The following is a 13990-nucleotide window of genomic DNA, read 5'->3' as shown; positions in this document are numbered from 1 at the left end:
TTGCTCGGTTCGTCACTCATCGATCCAGTAACGACCGGCCTCGACGCGCCGTGCGTCGCGAGTCAGGATGGTCACTGATCGGCTGCTCGGCTGTTCATCGCCCCAGCTGGTTCGGACGAGCAGTGCACCCGGTACCGGAACCATCACGCTGGACCACGGCAAACGGAGCGGGACGAGATGCGGTCGAAGACCTTCGATCCGCATGCCCTCGACACGGGCATCCGTCGTGATCCAGCGCTGCAACAGTGGACTCAGCCGCGGACCGAGCAGCAAGGCTGCAGCCAGTCCGAGAAGGAAGGGAAGCAGAGAAAGCTGGCGCAGAACAAGGAGTGTTGCGAGGAAGGTGATCGCCAAGACGAGTTGGCTGGCGACGAGTGTGGTCCCGCAGCGTGGATGAATAGCGAGCCGATGCTCCCCCGCTTGCATCCGCCGCAGCCCTTCCTCGGCTGCTTCCAGGGCGAGTGACGGAGAGATCGGTCCGAAAATGAGGAAGCCGTCCGGCCGCGCTAAACCAGCGAGCTGGCTCGGCCCATACCGCTCCTCGATCACGTTGATGGTCGCGTGTTCCAGGGCATGGTTGCGCCGCAGCTGGCGATCGCGTACGAGGCGGGCGAGTTGACCTGGTGCTGTCAGCAGGGTGACGAGCGAGCTCACGGTCAGCCCAACGAGGAGCGTGGCCGCCAAAAGTCCGAACACGAGCAAGAACGCAACAGTGAGTAGCACGAGCACGAGATCCTCCGGAGTGTCCGGTTCGTCATTCGTGAACAGTATGCCATAGGGAACCGGCATCTTGTTGGATGAGTAAAATGTTGCATGAGCGAAAGGATCGCCGATGAAAGGAAATACGGTGACAGCCGAAGAGGTAGCCGATCTTTTGCTCGAACTCGCGCGTCATCTGCGACGGCGGACTCATCCTGTACGGCAGGGTGAGCTGACACCCGAACAGTTCTGGTTGCTCAAGCGACTCTGGTTGCGTGGACCGTTACGTATCGGTGAGTTGGCCAATGAGCTCGGTATCACGGCTGGCGCGGCCACTGTCGCGTGCAAGCGCCTGGAGCGAGCCGGATTCGTGCAGCGCGCGAGAGGGGTAGGCGGCGACGAGCGGGTGGTCGTCGTCGACTTGACGAGTGAGGGCCGCGAGCGGTTGCGCGAATGGCAGGCACGGCGGCGTGCCTTTCTCGTCCGGCTGCTGGAAACGCTTGGCCCTGATGAGCTGGCGACGCTGTATCCCTTGCTCGCTCGCTTGCTTGCGGCTGCGGAACAGGAGGACACAGGAGCCGATGCACCTCGTTGAAATCGAAGGGCTCGTCAAGCGGTTCGGTGACATCGTCGCCGTCGACGAGGCGAGTATCACCATCGAGCCGGGGGAAGCGTTCGCCCTGCTCGGCCCGAATGGTGCAGGTAAGACGACGATGATCCGCATATTGGTGACGTTGCTCCCGCCGACGAGCGGAATCGTCCGCGTAGCAGGTCTCGACGTGACCCGCTATCCTGACCGTGTTCGTCGAATGCTTGGTTATGTCCCGCAAACGCTCTCGGCGGATCCCGCTTTGACAGGGTACGAGAATCTCCTGATCGTCAGCAAGCTTCTCCGCATGCCCCGGAACGAGCGGGAGCTCGTCATCGCGGAGGTTTTGCGTCTGGTCGATCTGGAGGATGCGGCTGACCGCCTAGTTCGGACGTATTCCGGGGGGATGGTGCGACGTTTGGAAGTCGCCCAGGCGATCCTGCATCGCCCGCTGCTTCTCGTGCTCGACGAGCCGACGGTCGGACTGGATCCGACTGCGCGCCGCTCCGTTTGGGAAGCGCTGTTCGCCTTGCGGCGGCGGGACGGGACGACACTCCTCTTCACGACGCATTACATGGAAGAAGCTGAATCCTACGCTGATCGTGTGGCCATCATGAACCGCGGTCGTGTCGTCGCCTGCGGTACGCCTGCCGAGCTCGAGCGGGCTGTTCCCGGGGCGACGACACTGGACGATGTCTTTACGGCATTGACCGGTGACGTTCTCGAGTCGGGAGGATCGTTCAGTGACACGAGACGGCTCCGCCGACGTCTCCAGCGTTTCAACTGATTTCAGCGAACGCCTCGCCGAAGCGACCCGGCCTTTACCGCGTTGGGAATCTCTCGTGTCCTTCGCCAGTGCCGCGCTCGTCGTGGCCGAGGTGGAAGCACGGAAGCTCCGCCATGATCCTTGGGAGGTCGTGACCCGTGCTTTACAACCGCTTCTCTGGTTGACGGTCTTTGGGCAGGCGGTGGCGCGAGCTCGACTGCTCAGTGAGCAAGAGGATTATCTCACCTTCATGGCTCCAGGAATTCTCGCCCAATCAGTCATGTTCACGTCGATCTTTTATGGACTCGCGATTATCTGGGAACGCGATGCGGGGATTCTCCAAAAGATTCTCGTCTTGCCTGTTCCGCGCGCCAGTTTCGTCGCGGGCAAAGCGTTGGGGGCAGGTCTGCGAGCTCTGCTGCAGGCGGCCGTCGTCGTCACGGTGGCGCTGTTGCTCCAGGTGCGATTTCACCTCGACCTTTTCTCGCTGGTCACGTGCGCTCTGGCTGTTCTTCTCGGTGCCGGTGTCTTCGCCAGCCTGTCCATGCTGCTCGCGACACTGCTCAAGACACGGGAGCGCTTCATGGGCATCGGTCAAGTCTTGACGATACCGCTGTTTTTCGCGAGCAACGCGATCTATCCGATCCACCTCATGCCTGCCTGGCTACAGGTTCTCGCTCAGGTCAATCCGCTGACCTACCTGGTGGAACTTCTTCGCGACACCCTCGTCGACGGGCAACGCTTCGGCGTGATCCAGGATTGGCTCGTGCTTCTGGCGTGGCTCGTACTGTTGCAAGCGATCGTGAGTCGCCGTTACGACCGCGTGCTGCTGTGACGGGTGCGCGCATCGTTCGACGTGGGTCCGCTGGTCTATACGGTCATCGGCTCCTGTTCACTTTCGCGGGTACGCCAGCTCATTGCGCGGGGAAGCATGCGGGCGACTTCGATTACCGGTGTCCGCAGGACGCTTCTGCTGTGGGAACCGCGAGCAGCCTTCCGGCGTCCGAAGAGTGAAAGGGGTACGCCGATGCGCTGGTCACTCGTGCTGATGCTGCTCGTCCTGGTCATTTCTGCTTGTACGCGCGCTGGTCGACCGTCCCCGGATGTCGCGACGGCGGTTCCGCCGGTGCCCTCGAGCGGGGGCAGCGTGCTCGGCGAGCGACGTGCCGACAACGGCAGTGCGCTCGGCCGCTTCGTCGTGCGGGAAGCGGAGGTCACGCTGATGTGCGGGGATTATCGTCGCGCTGCGGTCGAAATTCAGCGGAAGATCAGCGACTATGGTGGGTATGTGGCGGAGGCTGATATCAGTGACCTGCGCGGGTTCAGTGCGCCCCGGTTCGCCTCCTTGACTGTCCTCGTACCAGAGCAGCGATTGCAGTCGTTTCTGTCCGATCTCGCTGCAGTAGCCGGTGTCGAACGAGTGGCGAGTCAGCGTCTCCTCTCACGCGACGTGACCGAGGAGACGATCGATCTCGCTGCCCGGCGACGCGCGCTGGAGGCGACCGAGCAGCGCATGCTCGACCTTCTGAACCGTGCCCAGACGATCGACGAGGTGTTGCGCGTAGAGCAGGAACTCGCTCGGATCCGTACCGAACTCGAGCAGCTCGCCGAGCGGGCGCGCTATCTGGAGCGGCGAACGACCTTTGCAGAGGTTCGTCTCAGTCTGGTACCGACCACGGAAGCGACCGAGCCCAGTCTCAGTCAGACGGCCCGACAGGCCTGGGAAACGTCACTGGCACTTCTGCGCATCGTCCTACGGGGGACGGTCTGGATCAGTGTGGCGTTGTGGTGGATCTGGTGCATCCTCATTGTCGCTTTTCTGGTTCTCGCCGTATTCTGGCGCGGGCGAGCGGGCAGGCTCAGAAGGGTCGCACCTGAGTGAGGGGAGGAGCACGCCAGTGTGGTCGGATGGCGGACGGGGTCATTACACTGCAGATGTCATCGAGCTCTTGCGGCAGGTCAGCACAGCGACGGTCTGGACGCAACTTTATCGACGTGGTTTCTGTAACCAATACCTCCACGAGGTCCGGCCGCTGCGGCCGGACACGCGCGTCGTCGGACGGGCTCGGACGCTCAGGTACCTTCCAGCGCGTAAAGATCTTTTGGCGGAACTGGAGCGGGACCCGCAGCGTAATCCCCAGCGTGTGGTGATCGAATCGATCGAACCAGGGGATGTGCTGGTCATCGAGGCACGCGGAGAGACTGGTGCGGGTGTGTTGGGAGACATTCTCGCGGCTCGCGTGATGGCTCGTGGTGGTGTCGGCATCGTGACCGATGGAGCTTTCCGCGATACACCGGGGATCGTAGCACTGGGACTGGCCGCCTACGCGCGTGGTCAGCATGCCGGGCTTTCCCAGAGCTTGCATGTCCCGATCGCCTACGATGTGCCGATTGCTTGCGCGGGCACGACGGTGCTTCCCGGTGACATGATCGTGGGTGATGGAGAGGGTGTGGTCGTCGTGCCGCGCCATCTCGTGGAAGAGGTGGCGGTCGCCGCAGCCGAGCAAGAAGTGCTCGAGGCCTTTCTGCTCCAACGTGTCCGCGATGGCGCATCGCTTTGGGGAACCTATCCGCCGGACGAGGCGACCCGTCGTGAATTCGGCGAGTGGCGGAGCCAACGCGAACGAGCTTGAAACTCACGGCTTGGTCAGAAGAGCCACTGCAGCGAGTGCGTAGGCGCGTGCGCAATCGACGAGTTCGTCCAGACTGACCCACTCGTCTGGCTGGTGCGCGAGACGCGGATCGCCTGGCCCGTAGATGAGCGTGGGGCAGCCTCGGGCAGCGAAGAAGCGGCCATCTGTCCCCATGCTGAAACCGGTCAGGGTCGTATCGAGCCCGAGATAGGCATTGACCGCGGTCATCGTGCGGACGAGGGGCGAGTCTTCTGGCTGGAGGATCGCTGGGCGGCCAGGCCACTCGGGGGCTGCTTCGACGACGACACGCAGTCCGGGAACTTCCTCGAGTGCGCGCTGGGCGACCTCGCGCACCTCAGCGACCGCTTCCTCAGGCTGCTCTCCGGGAATCAAGCGGCGATCGATGTAGATCGAGCAGCGATCCGGCACCACGTTCGTCTTCACTCCACCTTGGATCAAGCTGATCGTGGCCGATGCGGGGGCGAAGTATGGGTGTCTGCGTGCAGCCAGGCGTGGCCACAATTCGTGCTGGAAGGCTGTGATAACACGCGCCATGCCTTCGATGGCATTGGCTCCCTCCCAAGGCAGCGCGCCATGCGCCGTGCGACCGAATACCGTCACGCGGATACCAACGCCCCCGCGCTCACCGATGCAAATACGATTGGCTGTCGGTTCGGCGACGAGCACGTAATCAGGTCGGAGATCATCGCGCTCGGCGATGCGTTTGGCGCCGAGCTGGCCGCCGACTTCCTCGTCGGCGACCTCGGTGACGATGAGTGTGCCGCGGAGATCGATTCCCGAGCGGGCGATGGCAGTCGCCGCGGCGAGTTGAGCAGCGACACCGCCCTTGATATCACAGCTTCCCCGCCCATACAACTTGCCATCCCGGACCAGTCCGGCAAACGGCGGTACGGTCCACGCGGTCTCCTCGCCGACCGGAACAACGTCGAGGTGAGAATTCCACAACAGGACCGGCGGGGCTCCGGACCCGTAGCGGGCGATCAGGTTCGGCTTCATGGGCTCGGCTGCGTCGAACTCGATCGCGAAGCCGGCTCGATCGAGGAAGCGAGCGCACAGTTCGGCTGCTTCCCGCACGTCGCCAGGCGGGTTCACGGTGGGAATACGCACGAGTCGGCTGGCCAGATCGGTGAGCTCGTCCTGGTCGATACTCCTCAATACGATCTCGGCGACCTTTGGGTCGAAAGGCGCTTCGTTCATGCTTCGCTCGTCTCCCGGCTCGAACTTCCACAAGACACGATCGACACTATGCTATGCTCGGCGAGAGAAAGCACGGCGTCAAGATGCGAGTGGGAGCGAGGATCGAGCGAATCATGGAGAGCGGAACAGCTGTGGTCGAAGCGGTACTCGCCGAGGTCTGCGGTATCGCCTTCGATATGGACGGCGTGTTGTACCGTGGCGAGCATGTCTTGCCGGGAGCAGTGGAGCTCGTCACTGAGCTCCAGCGTCGTGGAATCCCTTTTGCCATGGTGACGAATAACTCGACGCGGACGCCCGAGGAGTACGCGGCGAAGCTCGCTCGTCTCGGCATGACAGTTGCCGCTGAGCAGATCGTGACATCGGGAATCGCGACGCGCGACTGGATGCGTCTGCACTACCGACCTGGCACGCGCGTCTATGTCTTGGGTATGCCGGCATTGGTAGAAGCGATCCTCGGCGACGGGCGCTTCGTCTCGGCTGGGCGTGATGCCGAAGTCGTGGTGAGCGGAGCAGATTTCACCCTGACCTACGAGAAACTCAAGATCGCCACGTTGGCGATCCGCGATGGTGCTGACTGGATCGCGACGAACGCGGATCGCACTTTTCCTTCAGAGGACGGACTGATTCCTGGCTCTGGTGCTATCGTTGCGGCGCTGCAGGCAGCGACGGATCGGACACCGCTCGTGATCGGTAAGCCCGAGCCGGCCATGCTGTTGCGTGCTGCCGACGTGATGGGTCTGTCACCGCACGAACTCCTCGTCATCGGTGACCGATTGGATACCGATGTCCTGGCAGGCAAGCGAGCCGGTGCGCGAACCGCTCTCGTCCTCACGGGAGTGAGTACGCGGGAAGATCTCACCATGACCGAATGGCTTCCCGATCTGGTTTTGAGCGATTTGCGTGAGCTGCTCGCGGCGGTACGGAGCCTTCGATGGTGAAAGAGGTCGGCCGGTACCGGGTCGATGATCCCCGGACGATTCAAGGCCGGGACGACGTTTCGCCGTGCGGGTGGCATCTCGGCGCCCTGCGGTTGCGGTTCGCATTGGAAGCCCTCGCGAGCGTAAACGGTCGGGTACTGGTTCCTGGATGTGGAGCGGGACGCTACGTGCGGGCGCTTCACCGGGAGCGGCCGGATCTCTGGGTCGTCGGTGGTGATCTCAGTCGCCGGGCGATCCGCGAGGCGCGCGAGCGTGATCCGAACGGGCCGTACGTCGTCCTCGATGCCTGTCGTCTTCCGTTCCGTTCCGGAAGCTTCGATGCTGTCGTGTTTCTGGACGTGTTGGAGCATGTACCGGATCCAGCGAGGATGATCGCCGAGTGTGCGCGTGTTTTGCGCCCAGGCGGTGTACTGCATGCGTTCGTCCCTTTGGAAGCACAGCCAGCGACGATCTACTGGTGGCTGCGAGCCAGCCAGCGTTGGCCTATCCTTCGCTGGAAACGCGATCACGTCGGGCATATCCAGCGCTTTTCCGATCTGGACATCATACGCCTGTTGGCTCGTATCGGTTTCGAAATCCAATTCCTGCGCTACAGTTTTCATCTCGTCGGTCAGCTGCACGATCTGATCGACTACTGGCAGCGGGAGCGCGTGGCCGGTGCGCCTGGCTGGCTCCCGGTTCCGGTGGTGCGACTGCTGACTCGTCTCGTCTTTCTGGTGACGTGGCGGCTCGCTGCGGTGGAAGATCTCCTTTGCCGGAGGCGTACTCTGGCTGCTGGGCTGCATGTCACAGCGTCCAAGCCGAAGATGCTGGAGGGTGCTCGGGCTGGTGAAGCACAGGTGGTCGGCCGAGCGATGCCGTGAGGAGGTTCTCGTGGACTGGGGTCCAATCATCGATGGGCACAGCGATTTTGTCCTCTCTCTCCTCGAGACCGGTCGAGACTTTCTCGTCGAAAGTCACGAAGGGCACGTCGATCTGCCGCGTGCCCAACGCGGGCGCCTGGGTGCGATGCTGAGCGCTGTCTTCGTTCGCAACGAGTATCTACCGGCGCAAGCGCTGGCCAGAACGATGCGCGGCGTGGATCGCCTACGGGCGACCGTCGCTCGCTCTCGCGGTGCGATGGAAATCGTGACCGACGTCGACCAACTCGAGCGGTGCTTGGATCGGGGCGTTTTCGGCGCGATTCTGCACTTCGAGGGTGCAGAGGCGATCGATGCCGAGTTCGCGGTTCTCCGACTGAGCTACGACCTTGGCTTGCGTTCGCTCGGGCTCACCTGGAGTCGTCCGAACATATTCGCCGAGGGTGTCGGTCCGGAGAATCGCGGAGGTGGGCTCACCAAGCTGGGGCGCGAGTTGGTCTGTGCGTGTAACGAGATGGGGATCCTGATCGATGTCTCGCATCTCAACGATGCTGGCTTCTGGGACGTGCTGGAAGAATCGACGCGACCGGTGGTCGCAAGTCACAGCAATTGTCGCGCGCTTTGTGCTGTGGAACGCAATCTGACCGATGACCAAATCCGAGCCCTCGCTGAGAAAGACGGCCTCGTGGGGATCAACTTCCACGTGGGCTTCATCCGCGAAGGAGCCGAGCGACCCAGCGATGTGACGCTGGACGATGTGATCGCGCATATCGACCACATCGTTCAGCTCGTCGGGGTCGATCACGTCGGGTTCGGCTCGGATTTCGATGGTGCCACGATGCCCGCTGAACTCGCGGATGCCGCCCAGCTGCCTCGACTGGTCGAGGCGCTGGCACGACACGGCTACGACGAGCAGGCGCTCCGCAAAATCTCTCGCGACAACTGGCTGCGCGTGTTCCGCGCCGTGTGGCGATCGTAGCGCCATCAGTCGCCGCTTATCAGACGTCCGTCACGAGTTCGAGCGACTTTTCCGCGACCAAGCGCTGAACCATCGTGATGAAGCGCTCGATCGACATCGAGCCGATGTTCTCGTTGGTCCGCAAACGAACAGCCAGGCTCTCCTCGTTCACCTCACGGTCGCCGACAACCAGCATATAGGGAATCTTCTGTAGCTGGGCGCTCCGGATTTTGGCTTGCATCCGTTCGTCTCCGTCGTCCACCTCGACGCGGAGTCCAGCGTCGCGCAGGCGATCGCGGACCCGGTAGGCGTAGGGAAGATGACGATCGGCGATCGGGATGATGGTCGCCTGGACGGGTGCCAGCCAGACCGGGAACGCACCAGCGAAGTGCTCGATCAGGATGCCGATGAAGCGCTCCAGGGAGCCGTAGATCACGCGGTGGATGACGACCGGGGTCTTCTCCGTTCCGTCACGGTCCGTGTACGTGCAGCCGAAGCGACGGGGCAGTTGGAAGTCGAGCTGGATGGTTCCTGTCTGCCACTGGCGACCAAGGGCGTCCTCCATCAGGATATCGATCTTCGGCCCGTAGAAGGCTCCTTCTCCTTCACCGATGAGATAGTTCCCAGGACCGGCATGGCGATCGAGGATCCGTTGCAACGCTGCTTCGGCTTTGTCCCAGGTCTCGGGATCGCCCATGAAGTCGGCAGGGCGCGTACCCAGTCGGAGCGTGTACCGGAGACCGAAAATCCCGTAGAACAGCTGCGCAATTTCCAAAATTCGAGCGAACTCCTCCTCGATCTGGTCCTCGGTGACGAAGATATGCGCGTCATCTTGCTGGAACTTGCGGACACGGAGAAGACCGTGCAATGTGCCGGAGCGCTCGTAACGGTGCAGGATATCGCAGTCGGAAAGTCGGAGGGGTAGATCACGGTAGCTCCGCTTCTTCAGGTTATAGACGATCATCGCATTGGGACAGTTCATCGGTTTGACACCGTAGGTGAGGTGCTCATCGAGCTGAATAAGGAACATGTTCTCGCGATAGTGATCCCAGTGCCCGGAGACCTCCCACAAACTCTTATCGTTGATGAGCGGTGCCGCGATTTCCTGGTACCCGCGCTTCTCGTGTTCCTGCCGCCAGAAATCGAGCAAAAGGTTCAGAATCTTCAACCCTTTCGGTAACCAGTACGGCATACCCGGAGCAGTCGGATCGAAGTGAAAAAGTTCCAGCTCGCGACCGAGGCGACGGTGGTCGCGGCGCTCAGCTTCTTCGAGGCGATGCAGATAGGCGTCCAACTGCTCGCGAGTTGGCCAGGATGTTCCGTAGATGCGTTGCAGTTGTGGACGTCGCTCGTCTCCCCGCCAATACGCACCGGAGACCCGCAACAACTTGAAGAAGCCGATCTGCGATGTATCCCGCACGTGCGGCCCGCGGCACAGATCGGTGAAGCCGTCGTGCGTATAGGTTGTGATCACTTCGTCGGGTGGGAACTCGGCGATCAGTTCCAGCTTGTAGGGTTGATCGCGGAACAGTTCGCGGGCTTCCTCCCGCGTGACGACACGCCGGACGAACGGGTAAGCTGCTGCTTTGATCTCTTCCATCCGGCGCTCGATATGCTCGAGATCTTCGGGCGTCAAGGGACGTGGCAAGTCGAAATCGTAATAAAAACCGTCAGCGATCGCTGGTCCGATACCCAACTTGGCACCCGGAAAGAGTTCGAGCACGGCTTGCGCCATGACGTGAGCGCAGGAGTGCCGCATGCGGGCGAGATCGAGTTCGTGCTCGCTCTCGGGTGCGACTGCGAGATCCATCTCCTTGGTCAGATCGCTCATCGCTCGTTCCTCCCTCGTGCTGCAGTCCACGAACGGAAAAGCCTGCCGTCCGTCGGGACGACAGGCCGAGCCTGACGCGGTTCCACCCAACTTTCCGCTGGCTCATCCAGCCAACGGCTCTCGGGATGCCCGATAACGGGGGCTCCGGGACCGGCTACGCATCGTCGCCGGACCAGCTCGCGGGAGGTGCGCGCAATCACTGGAACCTAGCCGGGCTTCCAGCCACCGGCCCGGCCTCTCTGGAGGCCAGCAACCGCCGCGTGTCCCGGTCATCGCCTTTCCTCACGGGAATGGTAGTCGCGCGTGTCACTGTCGTCAACGAGAGCGGGTGTGGGTGGAAGGCGGTGCGAAGGAGGGGCGATGGGGGATCGCGGAGAGAAGCGTGACCGAAAAGAGCGTACCCCTCGCTTGCGGCGAGGGGTACGGAGTGGGCGGTAGTAGACTCGAACTACTGACCTCCACGATGTCAACGTGGCGCTCTAACCAGCTGAGCTAACCGCCCATGCCGCTACGGATTATAGCCGAGCTGGTTACTCCGTGCAAGAGATTGCTCCGCAGTCCAGTTACCGACCGCCCGTCCGCTGCGTTCGTTTCCTCATCACCAGCATCCTGACCGTGCGTTGAGACGCCAGCGCACTTTTGCGTCAGGGGCGTGCTGGAAGCGTGTTCCCGCCATCGCTGGTGTTCCGGCTGCTCGATCGCGGGTTGCCGCAGCTTGTGGCTGCCTGATTCGTCAGAAGCTTGCCTTCAGTGGCCGAAGTAGCTGTAGATGACCTCGCGGGGACGCCACGTGATGCTCCACTCAGCGAAGCGATCGAGCAGCGACATGGCTTCGCGATAGAGCGGCTGCAAGTTCGGATGCCTGACCTTGTACTTGCCGCTCAGTTGATGCGCAACGAGTTCGGAATCGGTCATGATGGACACGGCGAAACTCGCTGGCGACGCACCATTTTGCTCGAGTTCTGCCAGGAGCACGTGGAGTGCCGCGAGGAGCGTACGATATTCGGCTTGGTTATTCGTCAGTTCTTCGCCGAAGTCGATTCGCTGGACGACCGGTGGTCGATCGGGTATCTCCAGCCGGTAGCTGCCATAAGCGGGACCAGGGTTGCCCTGAGAACCACCGTCGAAGATCACGACGATCGTTGGCCGATCTTCCTGCGGCTGGCCTGTCTCCATCCTTATCCCCTCATCGACAACCTGGGAGCTGGGCCGGTGCCCAGCTCCCAGATTCCTCGTGATTCCAGTCAGCGTCGTCAGCTGGCGACCGCCGCGTGACGAGCACGCGATTCCTGGATGATCGCTTCGGCGAGATGCTGTGGAACGGGCTGGTAGTGACTGAACTCCGTGTGGAAGGTTCCGCGGCCCTGCGTGAGCGAGCGCAGCTCGGTCGCATAGCGCTGGATCTCGACCAAGGGGACGAGTGCCTCGATCGTCGTTCGACCATTGTCACCCGGCGACATGCCGAGGACCTGCGCTCGCTTGCCGTTCAGGTCACTCATGACGTCACCGGTATAGGCATCGGGAACCGTCACACGCAGACGCATGATCGGCTCGAGGAGAATAGGTTTGGCTGCGGCCTGCCCCTTGCGGAACGCTTGCGCCGCCGCGATCTTGAAGGAGAGTTCGGAAGAATCGACGGAGTGGTACGATCCGTCGACGAGGGTCACCTTGACGTTGACGACCGGGTAGCCGGCGAGTACGCCCTCCTCCATCGCCTCGCGGACCCCCTTCTCGACTGCGGGGATGAACTGTTTGGGCACGACGCCACCGACGATCGTCTCGTGGAACTCGAACTCTGCGTCCGGCAAGGGCTCGAGATCGAGGAAGACGTGACCGTACTGACCGTGTCCCCCAGTCTGCTTCTTGTGCTTGTATTCGACACGACGAACAGGCACGGAAATGGTCTCTCGATAGGGGATACGCGGAAGACTCCAGTCGACATGCACGCCGAACTTGCGAGCCATGCGGTCGAGCGCGATCTGGACGTGGCTTTCGCCGAGTCCAGACAGCAACGTTTCGCCAGTCTGATTCTCGCGCGCGACACGCAAGGTCGGGTCTTCTTCCAGGATGCGATGCAGCGCGGTCCCCATCTTGTCGAGGTCCGTCTTGCTGCGAGGGGTCACGGCGACCGTGAATACCGGCTCCGGAAATTCGATGCCAGCGAGTCGGAGAGGTCGAGCCGGATCGGTCAACGTATCACCGGTCCGCGCGACCTGGAGCTTGGCGACCGCTCCGATGTCTCCTGGCCCGATTTGTCCGACCGGCGTCTGCTCCTTGCCGCGCACGATAAACAGCTGGCCGATGCGCTCGGTCTCGCCGCGTTGTGGGACGGCGACCTGCGAATCGGTCCGCAAGGTGCCCGAGTAGACGCGAAAATAGGACAATTTCCCGACGAAGGGATCGGCGATCGTCTTGAACACGACTGCAGCGAGTGGTCCAGTGGAGTCGGGAGCGAGTTCGACCGCTTGCCCGTCATTGCGTTCGCCGCGAACCACTCCCGGGGCTGGAAAGTAATCGACGATCGCGTCGAGGAGCGGGAGAGCCCCCTTGAGTGACGTCGCAGCACTGACGAACAGGGGCACGAGGCTTCCGCTCGCGATGGCTGCGCGGACTCCTGCCCGTAGTTCGTCGAGGGAGAGCTCGTCCCCTTCGAGATAGCGCAGCGTGAGTTCCTCGTCGCTTTCGCAGGCTGCTTCGACGAGTTGCGTTCGGAATTCGTCGAGGAGTGGAACCAGTTCGTCAGGAAGGGAGGTTGGTTCGGCACCGCCGTTGTCGGTGAACTGGTACGCCTGCCCACTGAGGACGTCGACGTATCCGCGGAAGGTCTTTTCTTGTCCGATCGGCAGTTGCATCGGGACGACGCGATTCCCGAAAGCAGTGCGAGCACTGGCGAGCGCTTTGGCGAAATTCGCGTGTTCACGGTCCATCTTGTTGACGAGGAGCGCACGGGGAAGATCGCGTGCTTCCGCCAGTTCCCAGACGTGCTCGGTTCCTACCTCCACACCGACTGTCGCGTCCATCGGGATGAGCACCGCATCGACGACCCGTAGAGCGCTGTGCACTTCACCGACGAAGTCGAAGTACCCAGGTGTGTCGATAAGGTTGATCTTATGATCTCGCCATTCGAGCGGAATGATGCTCAGGATGATGGAAATCCGTCGCTTGTGCTCGTCCGGATCCCAATCGGAGACGGTCGTTCCGTCTTCGACTCGTCCGAGACGCGAGATCGCGTGGGTGACGTACAGGAGTGCTTCGGTCAAAGATGTCTTGCCGGTTCCACCGTGTGAAGCGAGCGCAACGTTCCGGATCCGATCAGGGGGATACTGCTTCACCGTACCCTCCTCACTAGCCAAACCAGCTGCCAGTGACCAGTGATCGACTGGCTGACTGGACTTGGTGATAGGACGAGTCGCCACATGGCGCACCTCGGCTTACGGGACTGGCGCTTGATAGTATAACGCGCTGAGTCAGGTCCAGGTACACAGGATGGAGGAGTGA

General features: G+C 62.1%; 13 protein-coding genes and 1 tRNA gene. 8 read left to right on the top strand and 6 right to left on the bottom strand.

Annotation, left to right across the window (positions count from 1 at the left end; all coding sequences use genetic code 11):
* Positions 1 to 12: 12 nt before the first annotated feature.
* Positions 13 to 789, bottom strand: a complete 777-nt coding sequence (locus TRD_RS14975) for a DUF6391 domain-containing protein (protein ID WP_015922030.1) — start codon at positions 787 to 789, stop codon at positions 13 to 15.
* 43 nt (positions 790 to 832) lie between these two features.
* On the opposite strand from TRD_RS14975, the gene TRD_RS04975 reads away from it, so the two are divergent.
* From TRD_RS04975 to TRD_RS04955, 5 genes are all read left to right on the top strand, one after another.
* Positions 833 to 1294, top strand: a complete 462-nt coding sequence (locus TRD_RS04975) for a MarR family winged helix-turn-helix transcriptional regulator (RefSeq protein WP_015922029.1) — start codon at positions 833 to 835, stop codon at positions 1292 to 1294.
* On the top strand, positions 1281 to 2075 hold the full coding sequence (locus TRD_RS04970; RefSeq protein ID WP_015922028.1) for an ABC transporter ATP-binding protein: 795 nt from the start codon (positions 1281 to 1283) through the stop codon (positions 2073 to 2075). The genes TRD_RS04975 and TRD_RS04970 overlap by 14 nt, the downstream gene beginning before the upstream one ends.
* Positions 2032 to 2889 (top strand): ABC transporter permease, encoded by an 858-nt coding sequence (locus TRD_RS04965; protein WP_015922027.1) that lies wholly within the window; start codon positions 2032 to 2034, stop codon positions 2887 to 2889. The genes TRD_RS04970 and TRD_RS04965 overlap by 44 nt, the downstream gene beginning before the upstream one ends.
* Before the next feature lie 192 nt (positions 2890 to 3081).
* Complete coding sequence (locus TRD_RS04960; RefSeq protein WP_015922026.1) at positions 3082 to 3936, top strand: DUF4349 domain-containing protein; 855 nt, start codon at positions 3082 to 3084, stop codon at positions 3934 to 3936.
* Between the two features lie 16 nt (positions 3937 to 3952).
* Positions 3953 to 4687 carry an RraA family protein gene (locus tag TRD_RS04955; RefSeq protein WP_015922025.1) on the top strand — a complete coding sequence of 245 codons (735 nt, stop codon included), beginning with the start codon at positions 3953 to 3955 and terminating at the stop codon, positions 4685 to 4687.
* A gap of 3 nt (positions 4688 to 4690) precedes the next feature.
* On the opposite strand, the gene TRD_RS04950 is transcribed toward TRD_RS04955, so the two are convergent.
* On the bottom strand, positions 4691 to 5905 hold the full coding sequence (locus TRD_RS04950; RefSeq protein WP_015922024.1) for a M20 family metallopeptidase: 1215 nt from the start codon (positions 5903 to 5905) through the stop codon (positions 4691 to 4693).
* A 113-nt stretch (positions 5906 to 6018) separates the two neighbouring features.
* Between TRD_RS04950 and TRD_RS04945 the strand changes: the two genes are divergently transcribed.
* The 3 genes from TRD_RS04945 to TRD_RS04935 are packed head-to-tail and all read left to right on the top strand — an operon-like array spanning position 6019 to position 8682.
* On the top strand, positions 6019 to 6843 hold the full coding sequence (locus TRD_RS04945; protein WP_041436637.1) for an HAD-IIA family hydrolase: 825 nt from the start codon (positions 6019 to 6021) through the stop codon (positions 6841 to 6843).
* Positions 6837 to 7706, top strand: coding sequence for a class I SAM-dependent methyltransferase (locus tag TRD_RS04940; protein ID WP_015922022.1), 870 nt, complete (start codon positions 6837 to 6839; stop codon positions 7704 to 7706). Before TRD_RS04945 ends, TRD_RS04940 begins: the two co-directional genes overlap by 7 nt.
* A gap of 10 nt (positions 7707 to 7716) precedes the next feature.
* Positions 7717 to 8682: a dipeptidase gene (locus TRD_RS04935; protein ID WP_015922021.1), complete on the top strand. Its 966-nt coding sequence runs from the start codon at positions 7717 to 7719 to the stop codon at positions 8680 to 8682.
* Between the two features lie 19 nt (positions 8683 to 8701).
* Here TRD_RS04935 and thrS read toward each other — a convergent pair whose 3' ends face one another.
* The 4 genes from thrS to fusA all read right to left on the bottom strand — a co-directional run bounded on the left by thrS (position 8702) and on the right by fusA (position 13908).
* Positions 8702 to 10492, bottom strand: coding sequence for a threonine--tRNA ligase (gene thrS, locus TRD_RS04930; RefSeq protein WP_015922020.1), 1791 nt, complete (start codon positions 10490 to 10492; stop codon positions 8702 to 8704).
* Positions 10493 to 10920: 428 nt separating this feature from the next.
* Positions 10921 to 10994 (bottom strand) — tRNA-Val (locus TRD_RS04925).
* A gap of 245 nt (positions 10995 to 11239) precedes the next feature.
* Positions 11240 to 11668, bottom strand: a complete 429-nt coding sequence (locus TRD_RS04920; RefSeq protein WP_015922019.1) for a ribonuclease HI family protein — start codon at positions 11666 to 11668, stop codon at positions 11240 to 11242.
* Positions 11669 to 11745: 77 nt separating this feature from the next.
* The gene (fusA, locus tag TRD_RS04915; protein ID WP_015922018.1) at positions 11746 to 13908 is read right to left on the bottom strand and encodes an elongation factor G; all 2163 of its coding nucleotides are present in this window, start codon (positions 13906 to 13908) and stop codon (positions 11746 to 11748) included.
* Between the last annotated feature and the right edge of the window lie 82 nt (positions 13909 to 13990).

Origin of the sequence: Thermomicrobium roseum DSM 5159, from assembly GCF_000021685.1 — a bacterium.
GTDB classification, from domain to species: domain Bacteria; phylum Chloroflexota; class Chloroflexia; order Thermomicrobiales; family Thermomicrobiaceae; genus Thermomicrobium; species Thermomicrobium roseum.
This window is presented reverse-complemented; position numbering and strand designations above follow the sequence as displayed.

Bases quoted from the DNA above. Each gene is read 5' to 3' on its own strand.
- TRD_RS04920 (WP_015922019.1), bottom strand. From the start codon at position 11,668: ATGGAGACAGGCCAGCCGCAGGAAGATCGGCCAACGATCGTCGTGATC.
- thrS (WP_015922020.1), bottom strand. From the start codon at position 10,492: ATGAGCGATCTGACCAAGGAGATGGATCTCGCAGTCGCACCCGAGAGC.
- TRD_RS04945 (WP_041436637.1), top strand. From the start codon at position 6,019: ATGGAGAGCGGAACAGCTGTGGTCGAAGCGGTACTCGCCGAGGTCTGC.
- TRD_RS04970 (WP_015922028.1), top strand. From the start codon at position 1,281: ATGCACCTCGTTGAAATCGAAGGGCTCGTCAAGCGGTTCGGTGACATC.
- TRD_RS04960 (WP_015922026.1), top strand. From the start codon at position 3,082: ATGCGCTGGTCACTCGTGCTGATGCTGCTCGTCCTGGTCATTTCTGCT.
- TRD_RS14975 (WP_015922030.1), bottom strand. From the start codon at position 789: ATGCCGGTTCCCTATGGCATACTGTTCACGAATGACGAACCGGACACT.
- TRD_RS04940 (WP_015922022.1), top strand. From the start codon at position 6,837: ATGGTGAAAGAGGTCGGCCGGTACCGGGTCGATGATCCCCGGACGATT.
- TRD_RS04950 (WP_015922024.1), bottom strand. From the start codon at position 5,905: ATGAACGAAGCGCCTTTCGACCCAAAGGTCGCCGAGATCGTATTGAGG.
- TRD_RS04975 (WP_015922029.1), top strand. From the start codon at position 833: ATGAAAGGAAATACGGTGACAGCCGAAGAGGTAGCCGATCTTTTGCTC.